The organism is Microbispora sp. NPDC088329, assembly GCF_040685655.1.
Taxonomy (GTDB): Bacteria; Actinomycetota; Actinomycetes; order Streptosporangiales; family Streptosporangiaceae; genus Microbispora.
This window is the reverse complement of sequence record NZ_JBFBIP010000008.1, coordinates 227,705-249,678: the sequence shown is the minus strand read 5'-3', so window position 1 is coordinate 249,678 and position 21,974 is coordinate 227,705. Positions and strand designations below refer to the sequence as shown.

At 72.2% G+C, this 21,974-nt stretch carries 22 protein-coding genes; 6 read left to right on the top strand and 16 right to left on the bottom strand.

The annotated features are described in order from the left end of the window. Positions 1 to 45 precede the first annotated feature (45 nt). From AB0O28_RS18000 to AB0O28_RS17975, 6 genes are all read right to left on the bottom strand, one after another. Positions 46 to 939 carry a YegS/Rv2252/BmrU family lipid kinase gene (locus tag AB0O28_RS18000; protein WP_363641383.1) on the bottom strand — a complete coding sequence of 298 codons (894 nt, stop codon included), beginning with the start codon at positions 937 to 939 and terminating at the stop codon, positions 46 to 48. 48 nt (positions 940 to 987) lie between these two features. After that, a complete protein-coding gene (gene tatC, locus AB0O28_RS17995; RefSeq protein ID WP_363641381.1) occupies positions 988 to 1,854 on the bottom strand; it encodes a twin-arginine translocase subunit TatC in 867 nt (288 codons plus the stop codon). Between the two features lie 34 nt (positions 1,855 to 1,888). Next, entirely contained in the window at positions 1,889 to 2,206 is a 318-nt protein-coding gene (tatA, locus tag AB0O28_RS17990) for a Sec-independent protein translocase subunit TatA (RefSeq protein ID WP_363641379.1), read from the bottom strand. Between the two features lie 115 nt (positions 2,207 to 2,321). After that, a complete protein-coding gene (locus AB0O28_RS17985; protein ID WP_363641377.1) occupies positions 2,322 to 2,471 on the bottom strand; it encodes a hypothetical protein in 150 nt (49 codons plus the stop codon). Positions 2,472 to 2,478: 7 nt separating this feature from the next. After that, positions 2,479 to 3,429 (bottom strand): WYL domain-containing protein, encoded by a 951-nt coding sequence (locus AB0O28_RS17980; RefSeq protein ID WP_363641375.1) that lies wholly within the window; start codon positions 3,427 to 3,429, stop codon positions 2,479 to 2,481. Further along, on the bottom strand, positions 3,426 to 4,367 hold the full coding sequence (locus AB0O28_RS17975) for a WYL domain-containing protein (RefSeq protein ID WP_363641373.1): 942 nt from the start codon (positions 4,365 to 4,367) through the stop codon (positions 3,426 to 3,428). Before AB0O28_RS17975 ends, AB0O28_RS17980 begins: the two co-directional genes overlap by 4 nt. Before the next feature lie 40 nt (positions 4,368 to 4,407). On the opposite strand from AB0O28_RS17975, the gene AB0O28_RS17970 reads away from it, so the two are divergent. Next, positions 4,408 to 5,475: a DUF3866 family protein gene (locus AB0O28_RS17970; protein WP_363641371.1), complete on the top strand. Its 1,068-nt coding sequence runs from the start codon at positions 4,408 to 4,410 to the stop codon at positions 5,473 to 5,475. On the opposite strand, the gene AB0O28_RS17965 is transcribed toward AB0O28_RS17970, so the two are convergent. Further along, entirely contained in the window at positions 5,421 to 5,897 is a 477-nt protein-coding gene (locus AB0O28_RS17965) for a DUF3291 domain-containing protein (RefSeq protein WP_363641369.1), read from the bottom strand. The genes AB0O28_RS17970 and AB0O28_RS17965 overlap by 55 nt on opposite strands. A 14-nt stretch (positions 5,898 to 5,911) precedes the next feature. After that, on the bottom strand, positions 5,912 to 6,559 hold the full coding sequence (locus tag AB0O28_RS17960; protein WP_363641367.1) for a transcriptional regulator: 648 nt from the start codon (positions 6,557 to 6,559) through the stop codon (positions 5,912 to 5,914). A gap of 232 nt (positions 6,560 to 6,791) precedes the next feature. Between AB0O28_RS17960 and AB0O28_RS17955 the strand changes: the two genes are divergently transcribed. Then, positions 6,792 to 7,670 (top strand): chitosanase, encoded by an 879-nt coding sequence (locus AB0O28_RS17955; RefSeq protein WP_363641365.1) that lies wholly within the window; start codon positions 6,792 to 6,794, stop codon positions 7,668 to 7,670. A 62-nt stretch (positions 7,671 to 7,732) separates the two neighbouring features. Here AB0O28_RS17955 and AB0O28_RS17950 read toward each other — a convergent pair whose 3' ends face one another. The 5 genes from AB0O28_RS17950 to prcB form a co-directional block, all read right to left on the bottom strand. Next, positions 7,733 to 8,695 (bottom strand): FKBP-type peptidyl-prolyl cis-trans isomerase, encoded by a 963-nt coding sequence (locus AB0O28_RS17950; RefSeq protein ID WP_363641363.1) that lies wholly within the window; start codon positions 8,693 to 8,695, stop codon positions 7,733 to 7,735. Between the two features lie 71 nt (positions 8,696 to 8,766). Beyond that, positions 8,767 to 10,125, bottom strand: coding sequence for a Pup--protein ligase (gene pafA / locus AB0O28_RS17945; protein ID WP_363641361.1), 1,359 nt, complete (start codon positions 10,123 to 10,125; stop codon positions 8,767 to 8,769). A gap of 69 nt (positions 10,126 to 10,194) precedes the next feature. Further along, complete coding sequence (locus AB0O28_RS17940) at positions 10,195 to 10,881, bottom strand: hypothetical protein (protein ID WP_363641359.1); 687 nt, start codon at positions 10,879 to 10,881, stop codon at positions 10,195 to 10,197. Between the two features lie 158 nt (positions 10,882 to 11,039). Then, a complete protein-coding gene (gene prcA, locus AB0O28_RS17935) occupies positions 11,040 to 11,861 on the bottom strand; it encodes a proteasome subunit alpha (RefSeq protein ID WP_363641357.1) in 822 nt (273 codons plus the stop codon). A gap of 21 nt (positions 11,862 to 11,882) precedes the next feature. Beyond that, positions 11,883 to 12,698, bottom strand: coding sequence for a proteasome subunit beta (gene prcB / locus AB0O28_RS17930; RefSeq protein WP_363641442.1), 816 nt, complete (start codon positions 12,696 to 12,698; stop codon positions 11,883 to 11,885). A 274-nt stretch (positions 12,699 to 12,972) separates the two neighbouring features. On the opposite strand from prcB, the gene AB0O28_RS17925 reads away from it, so the two are divergent. The 3 genes from AB0O28_RS17925 (at position 12,973) to AB0O28_RS17915 (ending at position 18,298) form a co-directional block, all read left to right on the top strand. Next, positions 12,973 to 14,226 carry a CehA/McbA family metallohydrolase gene (locus tag AB0O28_RS17925; protein ID WP_363641355.1) on the top strand — a complete coding sequence of 418 codons (1,254 nt, stop codon included), beginning with the start codon at positions 12,973 to 12,975 and terminating at the stop codon, positions 14,224 to 14,226. Positions 14,227 to 14,292: 66 nt separating this feature from the next. Continuing rightward, a complete protein-coding gene (locus AB0O28_RS17920; RefSeq protein WP_363641353.1) occupies positions 14,293 to 15,504 on the top strand; it encodes a Gfo/Idh/MocA family oxidoreductase in 1,212 nt (403 codons plus the stop codon). A gap of 10 nt (positions 15,505 to 15,514) precedes the next feature. Next, positions 15,515 to 18,298 carry an alpha-mannosidase gene (locus tag AB0O28_RS17915; protein ID WP_363641351.1) on the top strand — a complete coding sequence of 928 codons (2,784 nt, stop codon included), beginning with the start codon at positions 15,515 to 15,517 and terminating at the stop codon, positions 18,296 to 18,298. 167 nt (positions 18,299 to 18,465) lie between these two features. On the opposite strand, the gene AB0O28_RS17910 is transcribed toward AB0O28_RS17915, so the two are convergent. After that, entirely contained in the window at positions 18,466 to 18,675 is a 210-nt protein-coding gene (locus AB0O28_RS17910) for a ubiquitin-like protein Pup (protein WP_030507144.1), read from the bottom strand. 401 nt (positions 18,676 to 19,076) lie between these two features. On the opposite strand from AB0O28_RS17910, the gene AB0O28_RS17905 reads away from it, so the two are divergent. Further along, complete coding sequence (locus tag AB0O28_RS17905) at positions 19,077 to 20,048, top strand: serine/threonine-protein kinase (protein ID WP_363641349.1); 972 nt, start codon at positions 19,077 to 19,079, stop codon at positions 20,046 to 20,048. 147 nt (positions 20,049 to 20,195) lie between these two features. Here AB0O28_RS17905 and AB0O28_RS17900 read toward each other — a convergent pair whose 3' ends face one another. Continuing rightward, complete coding sequence (locus tag AB0O28_RS17900; protein ID WP_363641347.1) at positions 20,196 to 20,615, bottom strand: PepSY domain-containing protein; 420 nt, start codon at positions 20,613 to 20,615, stop codon at positions 20,196 to 20,198. A gap of 35 nt (positions 20,616 to 20,650) precedes the next feature. After that, a complete protein-coding gene (locus tag AB0O28_RS17895) occupies positions 20,651 to 21,946 on the bottom strand; it encodes a HAMP domain-containing sensor histidine kinase (RefSeq protein WP_363641345.1) in 1,296 nt (431 codons plus the stop codon). Between the last annotated feature and the right edge of the window lie 28 nt (positions 21,947 to 21,974).

The window sequence follows — 21,974 nt, the reverse complement described above, 5'->3', positions numbered from 1 at the left end:
TCCGTCATCGGTGATCCTTTTACGCGACCGCCTTTACGTCGTAGATCAGGGCGTCAGAACCCGCAGCGCTCCCGGCTCGACGGCGCAGGTCAGCGGGACCGGGCCGACCCGCTCGCCGTCGGCGTAGGCGATCACGTCCGGGGCCTCGATCACCACCCGCCGGGCCCGCCGCAGGGTCACGGCCGGGTGACGGGTGTGTCCGCCCCGGTAGACACGGGGGAACGTGCGCAGGAACTCGCCCATGGGCATCGCCCCGAGCACGAGCACATCGAACAGGCCGTCGTCGGGCCGGGCGTCCGGGCATATGCGCATCCCCGCGCCGTACGACCGGGTGTTGGCCACGGCCACCAGCATCGCCTCGCGCTCCACCGCCTCCCCGTCGAGGGTGATCCGGAACGGGATCGGCGCGAAGGAGCTCAGCTCGCGTACGAGGGCGACCAGATACTTCGCCATTCCGGGCGGCCGGGTCATGCCGTTGGCCCGCTCGTTGACGCGGGAGTCGAACCCGCAGGCGAGGACTCCGGCGAACCATTCGTCTTTCCTGTCCCCGCCCGCCCCGATCCTGCCGGCGTCCACGACCCGCGACACCCCGCCGGCGACGACGTCCGCGGCGGCGAGGAGGTCCCCGCGCGGGATGCCGAGGGCCCCGGCGAAGTCGTTGCCGGTCCCGGCGGGCACGATCCCGAGCGGCACGGCCGTCCCCGCCACGGCCTGCACGGCGAGGTGCACCAGGCCGTCGCCGCCGTAGGCGACGAGCGCGGCGGGGCCCGCGGCGACCGCCTCCCGGGCCCGGCCGAGGGCGTCCGCCGTCGAGGTCCCGACGATCACGGAAACCGGACGGCCGCCCGCCCGCAGCCGCCGGAGCACCGGGTCGAGCAGGCGCAGCGTGCGGCCGCCGCGGGCGGCGGGGTTCACCAGGACGACGATCTCATCGGCCACATGCGGAACCTACCGCCGCCCATGAGGCGGCACCAGAGGGAGATTCGGTCAGTCCCTCACGTCGAGCGAGTCCGCCGTGCCCTCCGCGGCGGACGGCCCGTCGAGCTCCTCCTCGATGGCCTTCGCGTGCGCCGCGTCGGCTTCGTCGCGCTTCTTGTCGTGGAAGTACATGAACGCCTCCGCGACGAAGAAGAGAAGGACCATGGGGAGCGCCAGGGCCAGCATGGTGATGGGGTCCTGGCTCGGCGTCGCGACGGCCGCGAAGACGAACATCAGGAACACGACCATGCGGGTGTGCTTGGACACCGTCTTGAACCGGAGCACCCCGATGACATTGAGGAACACGAGCAGCAACGGCATCAGGAAGGAGACACCGAAGATGATCAGCATCGCGAGCGCGAAGCTGAGGTACTCGTTGATGCTCACCAGCGTGAGCGTGCCCTCGGGGGCGAAGCTGAGCAGCAGGGACAGGCCCTTGTCCATCGTGACGTAGGCGAGGGCCGAGCCCGCGGTGAACAGCGGGACGGAGAGCCCGAGGAACGCCATGGTGTAGCGGCGCTCGTTCTGGTAGAGGCCCGGGGTCACGAACGCCCAGAGCTGGTAGATCCAGAATACGGCCGAGACCACCACGCCGAAGATCACTGCGACCTTCAGGTTGACGAAGAACGAGTCGAAGACCCCGTTCACCACCAGCAGGCACTGGTCCTTGTTGAACTGGTGGGCCTGCGGCAGCCGGCAGTACGGCTGCTTGAGAAAGTTCCAGATGGGCTCGAAGTAGATGAACCCGACGGCGGTCCCGACGACCACCGCCAAAATGGCCTTGATCAGCCGGTTGCGCAGCTCGCGGATGTGCTCCATGAGCGTCATCCGCCCGTCGTCCGCCGTGGCGGGAGTCGACCGTTTCAGCAGGGCCATCTAGCTCGTCCTGAAGTCAGTGGGGGTGCGGCGCCTAGTTGGAGCGCTGCTCGTTCTGCGAGCTCACCGGCTGCTGGCTCTCCCGCAGCTTCCGGTTCTCCTCCTCCAGCACACGCAGCCGCTCCTCGACGGACGGGGTGGCCGCCGGGATCTGCGCCGCCGGCGGAGCGACGGGCTCGGCCTTGACCGTCTGCCGCTCCTCGTCCTCCTCGCTCATCTTGCTGGTTTCCTTCTTGAACATGCGCAGCGACTGCCCCAGCGCTCTCGCGGTGTCCGGGAGCTTCTTGGCGCCGAAGAGAAGGATCAGAACCAGGAGGATCAGGATCCATTCCATGGGTCCGAGGTTGGGCATGTCGTGTCCTTACCGCGAGGGCCGTGAGTACTACCCCCCGATCGTACGCGCACCTCGCGCCAAAGTTCACCTGTCTCCGAGCCTCAAAATCGCATCAATTTGGGGCAAAATCACTCTATTCGGGCAGCCCGAGCCGTCCTCTGGCCCGCTCGACCTCGGCCTGCAGGTCCCGCGCCGCGGCGAGCACCCGGGCGGCCGGCCACGCGAGGACCGCGAGCCCGGCCACGGCCACGCCGACGAGAGCGAAGATCCACGTCATGTCCATCCGGGCGTCACACCGTCTCGTAGTTGGCCAGCGCCTGCTTGGCGACGGCCGTCACCCGCTCGGCGAGAGACGCCGGCGCCAGCACCCTGCCGCTGTCGCCGAGCCGGAGCGCGAGCCGTACCAGCCAGGACTGGTCGCGGATCCGCAGCGCGACGCGCAGGCGGCCCTCGCCCAGCTCGGCGACCTCCTCGCACGGGTAGTACTCCGCCACCCAGCGGCCCGCCGGGGTCAGCTCCAGCTCCACCAGCTCGTCGCTGTCCGACGGCCGGAACACGCCCCGGGCGACGTCCATCGGCTCGGCCCCGGCCGGCGGGTCCACGGGCACGTCGAGGACCTCGACGTCCAGGACCCGGTCGACGCGGAACATCCGCATCGCCTCGGCGCGGTAGCACCAGCCCTCCAGGTAGTGCCGCCCGTCCACCAGCACGACCCGCAGCGGGTCGACCTCCCTTGGGGTGATCTCGTCGCGCCCCGGGACGTAGTAGCGCAGCGACAGCCTGCGACCCCTGCGGGCGGCGTCGGTGATGACGGCGTGGGCGTCCGGGGCCGCGCCGATCTCCACCTGGACCTGGCTGCTCACCGTGGCCGCGCCCTCGCCCGCCGCCTGCTCCAGCTTCGCGATGACCCGCCCGAGCACGTCGCGGTCCTGGAACTCGGGCAGCTCGTCGAGCATGCGCAGCGCGACGAGCAGCGCGCTCGCCTCGTCCACGCCGAGCTTGAGTGGCCGGGCGATCGCCTCGGCGTTGTCGATGAGGATCTCGCCGCCGTCCCACGAGACGTCGATCAGGTCGCCGGGCGTGTGCCCGGGCAGGCCGCACATCCAGACGAGCTGGAGATCGTCGATGAGCTGCTTTTCCGACAGGCCGAACAATCGCGCCACCTCGGGCACCTGCGCGCCCGGGTGCGACATGAGGTACGGCACGAGCGCGAGCAGCCGCGGCAGCCGGTCCGAGCTCACTGCAACGCCCCCTTCAGACGGCGGATCACGGCCTCGCGCGCGTCCGGCGGGTCCAGCACGACGGCGTCGGGGCCGAGGCTGGCCAGCCATCCGGCCAGCCGTTCGGGGTCGGCGAAGGTCACCTCGGCCTCGTCCCACTCGCCCTCGCCGGGTCGTACGGCCTGGGCGGCGTGCCGCAGGCCCAGGCAGGTGCCCTTGCGCACCCGCACCAGGGCGACCCTTTCGCCGGGCAGCTCCTGGTAGCCCACCATCGCCCGCAGGTCCAGCTCTTCGGGCACGGTGAAGGCGCCCGGCCGCCCCAGGCCGGACACCGTCCCGGTGATCCGGCTCAGCCGGAAGACCCGGGCGGCGCCGCGGTCGCGGTCGTGCCCGACCAGGTACCACCGCCCGCGCCTGCTGACGACCCCCCACGGCTCGACCGTCCGCCGCAGCACCGACTCGCTGCCGGCCGACCGGTAGTCGAAGGCGACCACGCGCCGGTCCCGCACGGCCTCCCACAGCGCGGGGAACGCGGGATCGCGGGTGTCCACCCGCAGCTCCAGGGGGCTTTCCGCGAGGCCGGCGTGCACGCCGCCGGCGGTCAGCTTCAGCAGCGCCCCGCTGGCCGCCTCGGCCAGGCTCGCCCGCTGCCACACCTGCGCGGCCAGGCCGATGACGGCGGCCTCGTCGGGCTCCAGGGTGATCTCGGGCAGTTCGTAGGCCTCGCGCACGATGCGGTAGCCGGGGTCGTCCTCCCAGGGGTCCTTGTGGACCTCGATGGGGATGCCGATCTCCCGCAGCTCGTTCTTGTCACGCTCGAACATGCGCTGGAAGGCCTCGTCGTTGTCCGGGTCGTACCCGGGGACGGCCTGCCGGATCTGTTCCGCGCTCAACGGCCGCCGCGTCGCGAGCAGGCAGATAACCAGATTGAGCAGCCGCTCGGTCTTCCGCCGCGACATCCGGGCCTCCCTTCCAGTCGAGAACGCTACCCTTTTCGGCGTGATCAGATGGCGCAAGGGCGAGGTGGTGCGGGTCCGGCGCGAGTGGCCGGGGGCGGTGGAGCTCGACGTCGCCGTCGCCGAGGGCGAGTGCCGGGCGCTCGCCTATCCCCCGCTGGTGGGACGCCCTGAGGTGGGCGACACCGTGCTGCTCAACACGACCGCCCTCGCCATGGGTCTCGGTACGGGAGGGTACGCCATGGTGGTGGCCGTCCCGGACCGTTTACCGCAAGATCCTTCCGGTCCCGGTCACCTGGTGAAGGCACGCTACACCCCGTTGCAGGCCACCGTGCTCGGCGCGGACGAGCAGGAATCCCCGCACCACGAGGCGCTGCGTGACGCCGACTCGGTCGGCGGGATGCCGGTGGTGGTCGCCGACCTGCACTCCGCGCTGCCCGCGATCCTGTGCGGCCTGTACGCGGGCTCCCCGGGGATCAGGGTGGCGTACGTCATGCAGGACGGCGGGGCGCTGCCGGCCTGGTTCTCGATGTCGTGCGCGGCGCTGCGCGAGCGCGGCTGGCTGTGCGGAGTGGTGACGACGGGCCAGTCCTTCGGCGGAGACGTCGAGGCCGTCACGCTCCACACCGGCCTGCTGGCCGCCCGCCACGTGCTCGGGGCCGACGTCGCCGTGGTGACGCAGGGACCGGGCAACCTCGGCACCGGCACCCGCTGGGGATTTTCCGGCGTCGCCGCGGGCGAGGCCGTGAACGCCGCGGCCGTGCTGGCCGGGCGGCCCGTGGCCGCGCTGCGGGTCAGCGAGGGCGACCGCCGCGAGCGGCACGTCGGGGTGTCGCACCACTCGCTCACGGCGTACGGCCGGGTCGCGCTGGCCCCGGCCCAGGTCCCCGTGCCGGATCTGCCCGGCGCGTTCGGGGCGACCGTGCGCGAGCAGGCCGCGGCCCTGGCCACGCGTCACGAGATCGTGACCGTGCCGGTGGACGGCCTGCACGAGGCGCTCAGGGCGTCCCCGGTGCGGCTGTCCACCATGGGCCGCGGCCTGGAGGAGGACCTGGCCTACTTCGTGACCTCCGCCGCCGCCGGGAGGCACGCGGCGTCGCTGCTGTCGTAGAAATCCCTGAACGTGAACGCCTCCGGGCCCGGCCCCTGGACCCGGAGGAGGGCCAGGCGGTCCATGGCCTCGTCGAGCGGCGGCAGGTGGCCCTCGGGCACCCACCACATCACCGTGTACGGCTCGGCGATCCGGTGGAACCACTCCCGGCGGCGCCGCATCACCTCCAGGTGAGCGCTGCGGTAGACGAAGTTCCACAACGTCTCGCGGGACTCCCAGACCGAGAGGTTCACGACCAGCATCGGTCCGTAGTCGTGCTGGATCAGGTCCGTGGGCTCATCACCCTCCTTCATGCGCCAGACGAAGCCGGGCGCGGCGTCCGACACCTGGTAGACCGGCGCCAGGGCGGCGAGGAAATCGGTCAGCGCGGGCGAGTCGAGGGGTTCCCTGAGATGGGCGACGTTGAGCTGGGCGAGATGCATGCCGCGATTCTATGTCAATCTTTATTATTTTTAGAAGACATGAAGGCCACACAGCACTCCCCCGGCCTCGGATCGAGTGCCGCGGCGACCCCGGTCTCGCCCAGACCGGCCAGCAGCCCCTCGCAGAGCGCGAGGTTCATCGAGCACACGAGCAGCGGATGACTTTCGGCCAGCACGTGAAAGGGGCAGTTGCGCAGGCGAACCCGCCCCTCCTCCTCGTATGGCTCGTAACCACGCTCGCGCAGCACCTCCATGAGGTCGCCGGCCCCACCGGCAAGACGCTTTCCGGTCCTGCGGGCGGCCTCCTCGGCCTTCTCCTCGCCGCCCAGCAGGTCGACGGCCTCCGCCAGCACCAGCGCGAGCGTGCGGTAGTCGCGCGGCGGCAGGCTGACCGTCCGCTCCTCGCGCACCCGCCGGTAGACCTTCGCCGGGCGGCCGCCGCCGGGACCGGCTTTGCCCGACAGCCGCCGGAAGCCCGCTTCGAGCAACCCCGCCTCGACGAGCCTGTCCAGGTGGTGGGCCGCGAGCGTGCGCTGGATCCCGACCGCTTCGGCCGCCTCGTTGCGGCCCACGTCCCGCCCCTGCTCGGCCACGAACCGGTACAGCTCCCGCCGCACCGGATCGCCGAGCACACTCATCGATTCCAGGTCGTCGCTCGTCACAGCCCGGAGTCTAGGACGCGTCCCCGCGCTCACCGGGCGCGCCGCCGGGGTGAGGACGCCCCTGTCGAGCACGCCCGTTGACACCTCTCGGGCGGTGCTGCTTGCATCAGGAAACCTTCCTGCCTGATCCCCTCATGGAGGGCTCATCCCCCACCGCGCCGCCTTCCGCCTCCCCCCGAAAGATCGGCGCGGGGCGGCAGGAGGGGCGCGGGCGGAGAACGGAGCGACATACGTGCACGACCCCCTGATCAGGCGCACCGACCGGCGCGCCGCTCTGCTGCTCCTGGCCGCCGCCGCGGCCGTGCTCCCCGCGGGCGCGGCGGGAGCCGCCACCGGCGGCCCGGCCCGGAAGACACGGGAGACGCGGGAGACGCTGAAGATCACGGTCAGGGCCGCGCCGACCGGCCTGACGGACCCGGAGAAGAAGGAGATCGCGATGGAGCTCGTCTCCAGCGCGGAGAACTCCTCGCTCGATTGGAAAGCCCAGTACACGTACATCGAGGACATCGACGACGGGCGCGGCTACACCGCCGGGATCATCGGCTTCTGCTCGGGGACCGGCGACATGCTCGACCTGGTCGAGCTCTACACCAGGCGCAGGCCCGGCAACGTACTGGCGAAGTACCTGCCCGCGCTGCGGAGGGTGAACGGCACCGACTCCCACCGCGGGCTGGACCCGGACTTCCGCGGGGACTGGCGCGCGGCCGCCGCCGACCCCGTTTTCCGGCGGGCGCAGGACGACGAGCGCGACCGGGTCTACTTCGAGCCCGCCGTGGCCCGGGCCACGGCCGACGGGCTGCGCGCCCTCGGGCAGTTCGCCTACTACGACGCCATGGTCATGCACGGTCCCGGCACCGATCCCGTCAGCTTCGGCGGCATCCGCAAGGCGGCCATGAGGAAGGCGAGGACTCCGGCGCAGGGCGGCGACGAGGTCGCCTACCTCGACGCCTTCCTCGACGCCCGTAAGGCGGCGATGAAGACCGAGGAGGCGCACGGCGACACCAGCCGGGTCGACACCGCCCAGCGGGTGTTCCTCAGGGACGGCAACCTCGACCTCGATCCGCCGTTGCGCTGGAAGGTCTACGGCGACGACTACGAGATCCGGAGCTGACGCCCGTACGGCAGGGGCCCCTCCCACCGCCGGGTGAGAGGGGCCCCTGGAGTTCGTGGCTGTCAGGCCGCGCCGAGGACGTCCACGACGAAGACGAGCGTGTCGGTGCCCTTGATGCCGCCCTGCGCGTTGCCCTCCTTGCCGTACCCGAGGTCCGGCGGGATCGTCAGCAGGACGCGGCTGCCGACCGGGACGCCGGTCAGGCCCTGCGACCAGCCCTTGACCACCTGGTCGAGGCCGAACGTCGCGGGCTGGCCGCGCTCCCAGCTGGAGTCGAACTGCTTGTCGGTGCCCCAGATCTTGCCGACGTAGTGGGCGAGGACCTGCTGACCGGCCTTCACCTCCGGGCCATCGCCCTTGATCACGGTCTTGACGACCAGCTTCTTGGGCGCCTTCTCGCTGGTCTTGGTGGTCAGCGCCGGGGGCTTGTCGCCACCGGGATTGTCGAGCTTCACGCCGGCGACGCCGGGGTCGGCGGGGGTGCCCTGAACGGACTTCAGCGTGGCCGACACCACGTCGATGACCAGCACCTGGGACGCCGCGTTGAAGTCCTGGCCCTGCTGCTTGGCCGAGTCGAGCTGCTCGGTGCTCAGGTTGTCCTTGGCGACCACTGCCATCACCCGGCCGCCGGGCTTGGCGCCGACCAGCGCCTCGTGCAGCGCCTTGGGCAGCTGGGGGCTGACCGAGACGAACTCCGACTTGCCCTGGTCGTAGTCGGATCCGGCCGCCTTGTTCTCCTTGCCGTCCCAGTTGTAGACGGTGACGTTGGCGGTGAGGACGTCGCCGTCCTTGGCGGGGGTGCCCTGGCCCTCGACGACCTTGACGGAGGCGGACGTGAGTGAGGGCTTGCCCGCCGGGAAGGTCAGGGTGGGCTTCTTGCCGACCTCTCCCGTCACCTTGATGGCCGAGGCTGCGGCCTGGCCGCTGGAAGCGGGGCTCGCGCTCGGCGCGCTCTTCTGCGCGGTTCCGCAGGCGGCGGCGAGCAACAGGGGTAGGGCGGCGACGAGTGCCGTACTACGGCGCATATGGGAATCCTCAAACAGACAGCGGGTCCGGGCCAGGCTACCCGAACCCGCCGTCAGAGCGGTGTAAGAGATCACATACCCGCGATCAGCTTGTCGACCCTCTCGTCCACGCTGCGGAACGGATCCTTGCACAGCACCGTCCGCTGGGCCTGGTCGTTGAGCTTCAGGTGGACCCAGTCGACGGTGAAGTCGCGCCGCTTCTCCTGGGCCCTGCGGATGAACTCCCCGCGCAGCTTGGCCCGTGTGGTCTGCGGCGGAACCGATTTGGCCTCGAAGATGCGGACGTCGTCGGCCACCCTCTCGACGGCCCCCCGCTTCTGCAGGAGGTAGTAGAGCCCGCGCCTGCGGTGGACGTCGTGGTAGGCCAGGTCGAGCTGCGCGACGCGCGGCGACGACAGCGGCAGGTCGTACTTCTGTCTGTAACGTTCAATCATCTGGTACTTGGTGACCCAGTCGATCTCCCGGGAGACGAGGTCGAGGTCGCCCGTCTCGACCGCCCGGAGCGTGCGCTCCCACAGCTCCAGCACCCGCTTGGCGATCGCGTCACCGCCGCGGCGCTCGACGAAGTCCTGCGCCTTGGTCAGGTACTCCTGCTGGATCTCCAGCGACGAGGCCTCGCGGCCGTTGGCCAGGCGCACCCTGCGCCGCCCGGTCATGTCGTGGGACACCTCCCGGATCGCCCTGATGGGGTTCTCCAGGGACAGGTCGCGCATCACCACACCGGCCTCGATCATGCGCAGCACGAGGTCGGTGGCGCCGACCTTGAGCAGCATCGTGGTCTCGCTCATGTTCGAGTCGCCCACGATGACGTGCAGCCGGCGGAACCGCTCGGCGTCCGCGTGCGGCTCGTCGCGGGTGTTGATGATCGGGCGGGACCGGGTGGTCGCCGAGGAGACGCCCTCCCAGATGTGCTCGGCCCGCTGGGAGACGCAGTAGACGGCTCCACGCGGGGTCTGCAGCACCTTGCCCGCGCCGCAGATGATCTGGCGGGTCACCAGGTATGGGATCAGGACGTCGGCCAGCCGCCCGAACTCCCCGTGCCGGCCGACGAGGTAGTTCTCGTGGCAGCCGTAGGAGTTGCCGGCCGAGTCGGTGTTGTTCTTGAACAGGTAGATGTCCCCTGCGATGCCCTCCTCGCGGAGCCGCTTCTCGGCGTCCACGAGGAGACCCTCCAGGATGCGCTCCCCCGCCTTGTCGTGGGTGACCAGCTCCACGACGTTGTCGCACTCAGGGGTGGCGTACTCGGGATGGCTGCCCACGTCCAGGTACAGACGTGCGCCGTTGCGCAGGAAGACGTTGCTCGATCGGCCCCAGGACACCACTCGCCGGAACAGGTACCGCGCCACCTCGTCCGGCGACAGCCTCCGCTGCCCGCGGAACGTGCAGGTGACGCCGTACTCGTTCTCCAGCCCGAATATGCGTCGATCCATCACCTCACACTATTCCCCGAATGCGGCGGCCGAACAGTGATCAGGCGGGGGAATGCTGAGGCGATTCGGCTAAGCGGCGTAGATCTCCGTCACCTTGACGATCCGGCCGCCCTGGACGGTGATGAGCGCGCGCAGGTCACCGGCGTCGGCCCGCAGGATCAGTTTGTCCCGCGAGCAGCGCTCGGTGCCGAGGTACCGGCCGTCGATGGTCTGGTCCTTGCCGTCGCAGCCGACCGCGCTGAGGAACACGACATCGTTGGCGATGGGCGCGGCGAAGGCCGTCCCGTCGCCCTCCGGCGGCCCCTCGAAATGACCGCTGGCACTGCCGCCGTACTCCTTGACGAACTTGACGGGCCGATACTCCGCCACGTTCTCGTCGTGCATGGCGACCAGCTGACCGCGCACGACACCGTCCCTGCTCGGGCTGAGCCCCTTGGTGAAGTCGTGCCCGGGGTCCGACTGGAGGGTCCCGCCGAAGGGGGCCGGCGTCCTGTCCGTGATCGGCGGCCCGGCCTTGCCGGGCTTCCGCGTGGCCTCCGGCGTGGCCGGGACGGTGGGAGCGTCCTCCGCGGGGGTCTGCGCGGCCTCCGGGCCGGCGGACTGCTCCGCCGGGGACGCCGGGGCCGTCACCGTCACGGTGGCCGTCACGGTGGGGCCGGCCGAGGTGCCGGACGACCCCGAGCAGGCGGTCAGCGACAGGAGGGCGACGGCGGCGGCCGGAACGCCGGCCCGCCGAAAGAGATCAAAAGTCGTCACAACCGGATGAGAGTAGCGAAATCGGAGTTTGGTTGAGCCGAATCCCTGATCCGGCCCCTGGATCACGGCCGCACGGCCGAGCCGCACACCCGGGTCGCACAGCGGCGCCGCGCCCCCGCTGAGGGCGCGGCGCCGTGGCGTACGGACGCGAGGACGGGCTACTCGCCGGAACCCGTGTCGATGTCGCCCTCGGGAGCGATCGGCGGGGCGGTGCCGGGAGTCTGCTCCGCACCGGTCTCCTCGGAGGGGGCCTGCTCGGCGGGCTGCCCGGCGCCCTCCTCGCTCTCCTTGACGGCCTCCAGGAGCTTGTCCAGGCGGGGCCCGGTCAGGCGCAGGAACTTGCGGTGCTCCCTGCCCCGGTCGAGGACGGCGACCTCGATCTGGGTCGCCGGGGGACGCTCTCCTCCCGGCTCGGTCAGGGCGGCCAGCGCCGCGTCGAGGGCCTGCGGCAGCGGCAGCCCCTCGCTGTAGCGCTCCTTCAGGCGCCCTCCGACGGCCTCGGCCTGGCCACCGATCACGGCCATGCCCTGCTCGTCGAAGACGGAGCCGTCGAAGGTGATGCGGTAGATCTGGTCGTCCTCGGGGGCTTCGCCGACCTCCGCCACGACGATCTCCACCTCGAACGACTTGATCGACTCGGTGAAGATCATGCCGAGGTGCTGGGCGTACAGGTTCGCCAGGCCGCGGCCGGTCACGTCGTTGCGGTTGAACGTGTAGCCGTTGATGTCGGCATACCGGATGCCGGCCAGGCGGAGCGACTCGAACTCGTTGTACCGCCCCACCGCGGCGAAGCCGATGCGGTCGTAAATCTCGCTGATCTTGTGCAGCGCCTTGGACGGGTTGGGCGCCACGAACAGGATGCCGTCGGCGTACTGCATCACGACCACGCTGCGACCGCGAGCGATGCCCTTGCGGGCATACTCCGCCCTGTCCCGCATGATCTGCTCGGGCGAGGCATATCCTCCGAAGGGGATGGACACCGGGGGTGATCCTCTCTTGGGTTAGCGCAGCGGCGCGGTCGGGCCTTCGGGGGCGGTCATCCGCCTCTCCAGCATGGACTCCACGAACTCGGCGACCTCGTCGTCGGGGAGACGCCGGAAGCCGTCCGCGGTGATGACGGCCACGACCGGCCAGATCTTCCGCATCACGTCGGGGCCGCCGGTCGCCGAGTCGTCGTCGGCGGCGTCGTACAGGGCGTGCAGGCAGGTCAGGACGGTGTCCTGCGGGCTGGCGTTCTCCCTGTACAGCTTCTTGAGCGAACCCCGGGCGAAGATCGAACCCGAGCCGATCGAGTGGAACTCCCTCTGCTCGTACGGCCCGCCGCCCACGTCGTAGCTGAAGATCCGCCCGGAGTCGCGGGCCGGATCGTAGGCCGCGAAGAGCGGCACGACCACGAGGCCCTGCATGGCCATGGGCAGGTTTCCGCGGATCATGGTGGCCAGGCGGTGCGCCTTGCCCTCGGTGGACAGCGAGCGGCCTTCGGTCTTCTCGTAGTGCTCCAGCTCGACCCGGTACAGCCGGGCCAGCTCCAGGCCCGTGCTCGCCGTACCCGCGATGCCCATGCAGGAGTAGTCGTCGGTGCGGAACACCTTCTCGATGTCCCGCTGCGAGATGATGTTCCCGGAGGTCGCACGCCTGTCGCCCGCCATCACCACGCCGCCGGCGCAGGTCGCCGCGACGATGGTGGTCGCGTGCGGGATCTCGTCACCCACCGGCACCGCCAGCGACTCGTTGCGGGCGGGCAGTAGGTTCGGCGCGTGCACGCCTAGGAACTCCGAGAACGACGACGATCCCGTATATGTGAAGAGGCTGTTCATCCAGGCTGGCTGAGATGCCACGCGACTCCCTCCAAGCGTGCGTTGTTACGCCCGACCCTACTCAGGTCTCAGCGCTGGTTGCACTCTTCCCGATCAGCTCAGCGCGAACCAGACATCCCACAAGAGGCCGGGCACACGTCCCCTACCCGTTCACTCCCTCTGCCGCACGGGTCCCGGGCCGTTCACGCACGCGGGGAGAAAGGGCCCTCCGGGGGAATGTGGCAGTGGTGGAGAACCTCGGCCTTGCCCAGCTCGTTTCGACCGGGACGGCCGCGTGACGACCGGGGCCGCGATCAGCGGGACGTGGACGCTGGACGACCGGCTGGCCGGGCCGGTCGCGGAGGTGCCGGTGGAGGTGCGGCCCGGCACGGCCGCCCTCACCGTGCGCCTGTCCTACGACCGGTCGGCCGGCGTGCTCGACCTCGGCTGCGCCGGGCCCGCGGGGTTTCGCGGCTGGTCGGGCGGCGCCCGCTCCGCGTACACCGTCACCCCCTGCTGGGCCACCCCCGGCTACCTGCCGGGCGAGATCGAGCCCGGGGTGTGGCGGGTGCTGGTCGGGCTGCACCGGGTGCCCCTCGGCGGCCTGCCCTATGAGATCCGGGTGATCAGGCACGTGCGGTCGCCCGCCCGTCCGCGCCGGCGCCGTCCCTCCCGGGTGCCCGGGAGCCTGCGGCCCGAGCCCGCCGCCGTGCGCCGCCGCCTGCCGTCGCCGCCCGGGCATCGCTGGCTCGCCGGTGACCTCCACGCGCACACCGACCACTCGGACGGCACGCTGACCGTTCGCGAACTGGCCCGCCTGGCGGCTGCGTCCGGGCTGGACTTCCTCGCGGTGACCGATCACAACACCGTCAGCCATCACGCGGAGCTCGCGGCGGCCTCGGCGCCGACCGGCGTCGTGCTCGTGCCCGGGCAGGAGGTGACCACCGACCTCGGGCACGCCGGCGCGCTGGGGGACGTCGGCTGGATCGACTTTCGGCGGCCCCCGGACGAGTGGGCGAGGGCCGTGCGCGACCGGGGCGGGGTGCTGTCGGTCAACCACCCGGTGGCGGCCGACTGCGCCTGGCGGCACCCGATGGCCGACCGGCCGCGGACCGTGGAGCTGTGGCACCGGAGCTGGCGGGACCGCACCCGGGGCGCTCCGCTCGCCTGGGCGCAGGCCTGGGCCGCGGGCCTGACGGGCGATCTGGTGGTGGTGGGCGGCGGCGACTACCACCGGCCGGAGGAGGGCCACCCGCCCGGCGCGCCGACGACGTGGGTGCTCGCCGAGGGCGACGGCCGGGGTCCCGGGGCGGCCGGGGCGGTCGTACGGGCCGTGGCGGAGGGGCGGACGGCGGTGTCGGCCTCCCCCGGCGCTCCGCTGCTGCTGCGGCTGGAGGACGAGTTCGTGGCCGTGGACGCCGACGGACTGGTGCTGTGGGGGCCGGGCACCCGCCGGGTGGTCCGCGGGGACCTCGCGTTCCTGCCGGCCGGGCCCGGGGTCCACCGGCTGGAGACGGCCGCCAACGAGCTGATGGCCGTCTGCAGTTGACGGGGTTGCGCGCCACCCCCGATGGGGAGGTGCAGGGCAGGTCGCCGAGCGGAGGAGGGTGAGGACGTGGAGACGGTGAAGGTGGGCATCGCCGGGCTCGGCGTGGTCGCGCAGGTCGTCTACCTGCCCCTGCTGGCGCGCCGGCGCGATTTGTTCCGGATCGCCGCCGTGTGCGACCTCGACCGCGAGCACGCCGAGGCGATCGGCCGCGAGGCGGGCGTCCCGGCCTACGACGACCCGCCGGCGATGCTCGACAAGGGCGGGTTCGACGCGCTGATCGTGCTCACGCCGGGATCCCACGGCCCGCTGGTGCGGGCCGCGCTCGAACGCGGGATGTGGGTGCTTTGCGAGAAGCCCCTCGCCTACAGCCGGGCCGAGCTGAGCGGCTTTTCCGGTGAACGGCTGATGGCCGGCTACATGAAGCAGTACGACCCCGCCTCCCAGCGGCTGCTGGAGGCGCTGCACGAGGCCGGCGGGCCGGGTGTCGTCCGCCATCTGGACGCCACCGTGCTGCATCCGTCACAGGAGTCGCAGCTGCTGTTCGCCCGGGCGCGGCCGGGACGGCCCGCGCCCGATCGGGTGGCCCCCTACGCGGAGGCCGACGACAGGGCGCTCACCGCCGCGCTCGGCACGTCGTCGGAGCGGCTGCGGCGGCTGTACGCGGAGGTGCTGCTGGGCAGCCTCTGCCACGAGCTGTCGCTGATGCGGCTGTTCACCGGATCTCCCGACACCGTCGACCACGTGGCCGTGTGGCCGGTGGAGGCGTTCCCGCCGTCTCTGGAGGTGAGCGGGACGCTGGGGGGCGGATACTCCGGGAGGTACGGCATCCGGTGGCACTACCTGCCGAGCTATCCGGCCTACCACGAGGTCATGACGCTGCACCACGAGCACGGCTCGCTGGAGCTGCGCTTCCCCTCCCCGTACATGCTGAACACGCCCACCCGGCTGACGGTCACCTGCAGGGTCGGCACCACCGAGCGGACGGTCGTCAACGAGGACGTGGCCGAGGCGTTCGAGCGGCAGTTGCGCGCCTTCCACCGGTTCGTCACCCAGGAGAAATCGCCGCTCACCGGACTGGACGGGGCGCTGGAGGATATCGTCACGGCGCAGCGGATCGTGCACAGGTACGCACGGTGGGCGGGCATCCCCATCGGCGGGGAGTGCGCCCAGGAGGTCACCGGCGCCCCGCGGGAGGCGACCGCCGGGGCCGGCGGCAGCGACGCCGAGGAGGGCGCGAGTGGAGCCGGCGGTCACGCCGAAAAGAGCCTCAGCAGATAGCGACAGGATCGTGGTCGTCCCGCACACGCACTGGGACCGCGAGTGGTATCTGCCCTTCCAGCGGTTCCGCGTCGCGCTGGTGCGGGTGCTCGACGAGGTCCTGGACGCCATGGCCGCCGACCCGGCCTACCGCTTCACCATGGACGGCCAGCTGGCGGCGATCGAGGACTACCTGGAGATCCGGCCCGGGCGGCGCGGCGACGTCGCCCGTTTCGTCGCCGAAGGACGGCTGGCCGTCGGGCCCTGGCTGATCCTCGCCGACGAGTTCCTCTGCTCGGGCGAGACCCTGCTGCGCAATCTGGAACACGGCATGCGGGGGGCGGCCGCGCTCGGCGGCGCCATGCCCGTCGGCTATCTGCCCGACCAGTTCGGCCACTGCGCGCAGATGCCGCAGATGCTGGCGCTGGCGGGGCTGCGTCCGGCGTGCCTGTGGCGGGGCGTGCCCGCGCACGTGGACCGCGACGTCTTCGACTGGACCGGCGCCGACGGCACCACGATCAGGACCGTCTACCTGCCCGGCGGGTACGGCAACGCCGCCGGCCTGTTCACCGGCCCGGCCGAGGGGATGCCCGACCGCGTCACGGCCTTCGTCTCCTCGGCGGAGGGCTGGGCGGCCGGTGACACCCTGCTGGCGATGTACGGCGCGGATCACTCGGCGCCGGCCCGTGAGATCACCGCGGCGGGGCTCCGCGTCGCCACCCTCGCCGAGGCCCTGACCGCCAATCCGGCGGACGGGGAGATGCCGCGGGTGCGGGGCGAACTGCGCTCGCACGCGCGGGCCAACATCCTGCCCGGCGTGATCTCGGCCCGGGTGCCGCTGAAGCAGGCCATGGCGCGGGCCGAGCGGATCCTCACCCGCTACGCGGAGCCGCTGTCCGCGCTGTGGCTCGCCGACCGGTCCGCATCCGGGCGTCTGATCGACCTGGCGTGGCGGTCGGTGATCGCCTGCAGCGGGCACGACTCGATCACCGGATGCGGCTCCGACGAGACCGCCCAGCAGGTGGCCGCGAGGATCGCCGAGGCCGGGCAGACGGCCCAGGCGGTCGTGGACCTGGTCGCGGCGTCCCTCGCCGAGGCCGTGCCGAAGGACGCGCTCGTCGTCGTCAACCCGTCCCCGTTCACGCGGACCGGCCTCGTGCTCGCCGACCTGCCGGAGGACCGCGCGTCCCTGGCGGACGTCTCGGGCCGGCCCGTCCCTGTGGATGTTCCCGTGCAGCGGCTCGAACACGCCCCGACGCTGCTGGACGAGACCGTCATGGACGACCTTTCCCGGCTTCTGGGGCGCGTCCACGAGCGGGAACTGTACGGCCACGAGATCGTCTCCTGGGCTGCGGCGGACGGCGTGTTCACCATCACCGTGAGCCGCCACGCGTCCGGCGCGTACGCGTACGAGGACCTGCGCAGAGCCGTCCTGGAGGCCGGTCCGGGACCATGGGTCGTCCGCACGGTGGCCGAGCCCGTGGTCACCGTGGCCGCGCTGGTCACCGTGCCACCGCTCGGCCGCGCCGTCCTCACCGCCCGTCCGCCCGCACCCCGTCCGTCCGCACCCCGTCCGTCCGCGCCCCGCCGGCCCGCCTCCGTCGCGAACGCGCTGAGAACCGGCGCGTGCGGGTTCGAGCCGGTGCTGGACAACGGGCTGCTGCGGGTGCGGGTGGCGGACGACGGGACGCTATCGCTGCGCGGCGCGGACGGCGCCGAGGTCCACGGCGTCGGGCGGATCGTGCACGGCGGGGACGCCGGGGACACCTACAACCACGCGCCCCCGCCGGACGACCGGCTTCTCGACCGGCCCTCCCGCGTCGTCGTCGAGGAGATCTGCTCGGGCCCGCTGACCGGCGCCTTCGAGATCGTCCGGGTGTACGACTGGCCGGCCGGCCTCGGCGCCGACGAGACCGTCCCGACGGCCGTCACGACCCGGGTGGAGCTCAGGGCGGGCGAGCCGTTCGCGCGATGTGAGATCACCATGGAGGTGCGCTGCCGCGACCACCGTGTCCGCTGGCACGCGCCGCTGCCCCGCGTGGCCGCCGAGTCGTACGCCGAAGGGCAGTTCGCCGTGGTGCGGCGTGGTCTGACGGCCGAGGGCGGGGGCGGCGAGCGGCCGGTCCCGGCCTTCCCCGCCGAGTCCTTCGCCGCCGCCGGCGGCCTGGCCGTGCTGCTCGACCACGTCACCGAGTACGAGATCCTCAAGGACGAGATTCTCAAGGACGAGATCGGCGGGGGCGGGACCGAGATGGCGCTGACGCTCGTGCGGTCCGTCGGCTACCTGTCCAGGAACCACAACCCCTGCCGCGACGAGCCCGCCGGTCCCGAGGTGCCCACCCCGGCCGCCCAGTGCCAGGGCCCGCTGACCGTGCGCTTCGCCGTCCTGCCGTACTCCGGCGAGTGGCACGACGCCGGGCTGCCGCGGCTCGCGGAGGAGTTCCGCCACGACCTGCTCGCCGTACCGGGCACCGGCGCCGCCGATGCGTGCGGCACAGGGGACGGCGTGGGCGGGGACGACGCGGGCGGTCGCCTCGCGGTCGGCGGGGACGGCGTCATGATGGCCGCCCTGCGCGAGCGGCACGGACATCTGGAGGCCCGCCTGGTGGCCGAGCATCCCACGGCCACCGAGGCGGTCATCCGAGGAGATTTCACCGCAGCCTGGACGGCCGGTGTGCTGGGCTCTCCTCTGAGCCCTCTGGAGGTGTCCCACGACGACAGGGCGGACGGACAGACATCCCCGGCGTCGTGGCGGACGGTGCGCGTCCCGCTCAGGCCCTTCGAGATCGCGACCATTCATCTCGCCGGGGCCTGACGGCCTCCCGGCCGCTCACCGGGCTCTGCTCGTCAGTGCCGGCGCGCAGGTTCGGGCCCGCCCGGTTCGGGCCCGCTTCGCGCGCGGGGGCGGGGCCGGTGGCGGCCCGCCGGAGGGGCGCTTGGCCCCCTCCGGCGCCGCCACCGGTCCGGACGTCTCCCGCCGGGCTACTGCCCGCCCTTCTGCACGTAGGAACGGACGAACTCCTCCGCGTTCTCCTCGAGGACCTCGTCGATCTCGTCCAGGATCGCGTCGACGTCATCGGTGAGCTTCTCGTGGCGCTCCTGAACGTCCGGGGACGCCTGCGCCTCGACCTCCTCGACTTCCTGCTCCTGACGCCCGGTCTGCTTCTGGCCGCCGGTCTCCTTCGTCGCCATCCCTGACACCTCCGCTGCTCGGGGGGACGCCTTTCCTCATATCTTCCCCGAACCGACCGACAATGCGCGCGAAAGGGCGTGCGATCTTCAAGCCCGGCCCCGAGGCCGGACACCCTGGTGAGCGCCACGGGGGCGAAGACGCCGTATCCGGCCCGGCACCGGGCATGGCGGCCCGTGTGGCGGGCGCACGGCGGGCCGCACTTAGACCGGATCGTTATCGACGTCACACTCCCCGTGGCCGCCTTTCGGCGCAGAGCGACCGCATCCGGGACGAGAATTGGTGGATCACGGGGTCTGGGGCGGGTCTAGGACACGGGTGGTCGATGGCATCGCACGCACGGCAACTGCTGGCGGATCGGTACAAGTTGCTGACGCCCTTCCGGCGAGACGGCGGAGGGATCATGTGGCACGCTCATGATCTCCGCCTGAAACGCGACGTCGCGATCAAGGAAGTGCAGCCGCCGTACCGCGTCGACGTGGCCGACCTGCCCGCCGCCCGCCGGCAGGCGCTGAGGGAGGCCCGCTCCGCGGCACGGCTCAGCCACCCGGCCGTCGTCACCGTGCACGACCTGCTGGAGGACAAGGGCCGCCTCTGGATCGTGACAGAGCTCCTGCAGGGCCTCACGCTGGGCGACACCGTGCGTCACCTCGGGCGGCTGCCGGTCCACTGGGCCGCCTGGGTGGGCTTCCAGCTCCTGTCGGGCGTACGGCACGCGCATTCGATGGGCGTCGTCCATGGGGACATCCGGCCGGCCAACGTGATGCTGACCGAGGACCGGGTGGTGCTGACCGACTTCGGCATCGCCGCCTTCGACCGGGATCCGGCCGGGTCGTCGACCGTCCCCGTGGCGCGGTCCGGCGCCTACCTCGCCCCCGAGCGACTGCGGGGGAAGGGCCTGGCCCCCTCCGCCGACCTGTGGTCGTTCGGCGCCACGCTGTACTGCGGGGTCGAGGGACGCCCTCCATACCCGAACCTGGGCCCGCTGTCGGCCGGGATGATGCTCGGCCGACGGCCCGATCCGCCGCGCCGGGCAGGCATCCTGCGTCCGCTGATCGACGGCCTGCTGCGGCACGACCCGGACGAACGGCTCACCGTCGACCAGGCGATGCAGGTGCTCGTCGAGGTGTTGCGGCGGCAGGGCATCCCGGCGGCGACCCCGGGCCGGACGGCCGGCGAACTGCCCAGCCGTACCGCGCCCACGCTGAGCGGGGCGCAGCCCCACGGCCGCTCCCCCGCCGCAGGGTGGCCCCTGGCGCCGGAGGACTTCACGACCGGGGGTCCTCACGACGATTCGCGGCGCCGGGACAATCCCTATCTGCCCGCCCCCACGACCCGGCCCCGCCGCCACCGCAACGGCCCCCCGGCGCCCTGACCATCCCCCTGCCCGGCAGCACCGCCTCACCCCGTCACCGTGACCCCCGTGTGACCCCCGGCCGGACGGATGCCGGTGACGGCTCTTCCGCGTCCCCGCGGAAGAGCCGTCGTCTGCCGTCCCCGCCGTGCCGTCTTCGCCGAACGGTCAGTCGTCGTGCCCGCGGCCGTGTCCGCGGCCGTCGTGGCCCCTGTCGTCATGTCCCCTGTCGTCGTGCCGGCGGTCGTCGTTCTTGACGCGGAACTTCACGATCCTCCCGTTCGCGACGGAGACGTACACGTCATACTCCCGGTGGCCCTTGTGGAGCTCGACCTTCCATACACGGTGGCCGTGCTCCCACTCGCGCTCCACCGTGGCGACCCGGGCGCCGGGCACCCGCCTCTTGGCGATCGCGATCGCCTGGCTCCGGGTGATGGCGGTGGAGGCCGAGACGGCGGAGGTCGAGGCCGCGGCATGAGCGGAGGAAGCCGGGGCCGCGACGGAGGCGGAGGAGACGGCCGTTCCACCGGCGGTCAGAGCGGCGAGGGTCGTGGCGGCTGCGAGAGCGATCTTCGTTGTCTTTCCCATGACCCAACCGTCGCAGTGATCATGCTAGGGCCGCGCTAAGCGATCCCTAAAACCAGGCGAACCTCCGCCCCGCCCAGATCGGACCCGCCGGCGGTCAGGGATCCGCCCGACTCCTGTGCCACGCGACGAGCGATGTCGAGGCCGAGGCCGGTCGATCCGGCCCCGCTCTCCCCCCGCCTCAGCGGGTCGCCCGGGCCGAAGCCCGGACCGGCGTCCGAGACCGTGAGGACCACCGGGCCGCCCCGCCCCTCGGCGCCGTCCGAGGTGACGGCACCGGCGGCAAGGCGGACGCGGAACGACACCCCGTCGGGGGTGTGGGCGAAGACGTTGCCCAGGAGGGCGTCGACGCAGGCGGCGAGGTCCTCGGCGGAGACCGCCACCGGCAGCGGACCGGGGGCGAGGTCGAGCGCGACGGTCCTCGACTGGTCCTCGGCGAGCACCGACCAGAACGCGACTCTGTCGCGCACGACCGGGACGGCGTCACACGAGGCCCGCTCCCGCGACCGCCTCCGCACATCGTTGATCACCGCGGTGACCGCGCGCTCCAGCGCGTTCACCCGCGCCTCGATCCTCGCCGCCTCTCCGGGGTCCGACAGCGACTCCGCCTCCAGCCGCAGACCGGTGAGGGGGGTTCGCAGCCGGTGGGAGACGTCGGCCACGATCTCCCGCTCCTCGGCGAGAAGGTCCGAGATCCGTCCCGCGAGGTGGTTGAGGGCCAGGCCGGCCGTACGCACCTCGGGCGGGCCGAGCGGCGTCGCCCTGGCGGTCAGGTCGCCGGTGGCGAGGCGGTGGGAGACCTCGGCGAGCGCCGTGGTGGGCCGGACGACCGCGCGGGCGAGCCGGTCCGCGACGAGGATGCCGACACCGACCAGGGCGACCCCGAGGATCAGCAGCGCGAGCCATGTCCGGTGCACGCCGCGCGTCAGATCGTCGTCGCTGAGGAACGCGCGCACGACGGCGGTGCCGCCCGGCGTCCCCTCGACCGCCACCAGGATCTCCCGGCCGCCGGGCGCCGCCGCCGACAGGCTGCGGCCCCGCGCCGCGAGGCCGACGGCGGCCGTGCGGACCGCATGGGCTCCGAGCGTCCGGCCGTCCGGCAGGAAGACCGTCACCGGGTGGCCGCTCGACGCGCTCGCCTGCTCCGCGGTCAGCCGCAGCGTCTCCACGTCGACCGCGCCGACCGCGACCGCGACCGACTCGGCGGCCCGGGTCGCCGAGTCGACGGCCTCGCTCTGCGCCACAGAACGGACCAGCAACGCCAGCGGCACGAGCAGCGACACGAGCACGAGTGACGTCGTCGCCGCGACGAGGGCCGCGAGCCAGCGCCTCACGGACGCCCTCCCGGGCCCGCGCCCCTGG

Excerpts from the sequence above, each read along its gene's own strand:
- AB0O28_RS17910 (WP_030507144.1), bottom strand. The coding sequence starts at position 18,675 with ATGGCGACGAAGGAGACCGGCGGCCAGAAGCAGACCGGGCGTCAGGAG.
- tatA (WP_363641379.1), bottom strand. The coding sequence starts at position 2,206 with ATGCCCAACCTCGGACCCATGGAATGGATCCTGATCCTCCTGGTTCTG.
- AB0O28_RS17985 (WP_363641377.1), bottom strand. The coding sequence starts at position 2,471 with ATGGACATGACGTGGATCTTCGCTCTCGTCGGCGTGGCCGTGGCCGGG.
- prcB (WP_363641442.1), bottom strand. The coding sequence starts at position 12,698 with ATGAACAGCCTCTTCACATATACGGGATCGTCGTCGTTCTCGGAGTTC.
- pafA (WP_363641361.1), bottom strand. The coding sequence starts at position 10,125 with ATGGATCGACGCATATTCGGGCTGGAGAACGAGTACGGCGTCACCTGC.
- AB0O28_RS17905 (WP_363641349.1), top strand. The coding sequence starts at position 19,077 with ATGTGGCACGCTCATGATCTCCGCCTGAAACGCGACGTCGCGATCAAG.
- tatC (WP_363641381.1), bottom strand. The coding sequence starts at position 1,854 with ATGGCCCTGCTGAAACGGTCGACTCCCGCCACGGCGGACGACGGGCGG.
- AB0O28_RS17965 (WP_363641369.1), bottom strand. The coding sequence starts at position 5,897 with ATGCATCTCGCCCAGCTCAACGTCGCCCATCTCAGGGAACCCCTCGAC.
- AB0O28_RS17950 (WP_363641363.1), bottom strand. The coding sequence starts at position 8,695 with ATGCGCCGTAGTACGGCACTCGTCGCCGCCCTACCCCTGTTGCTCGCC.
- AB0O28_RS17900 (WP_363641347.1), bottom strand. The coding sequence starts at position 20,615 with ATGGGAAAGACAACGAAGATCGCTCTCGCAGCCGCCACGACCCTCGCC.
- AB0O28_RS17975 (WP_363641373.1), bottom strand. The coding sequence starts at position 4,367 with ATGTCGCGGCGGAAGACCGAGCGGCTGCTCAATCTGGTTATCTGCCTG.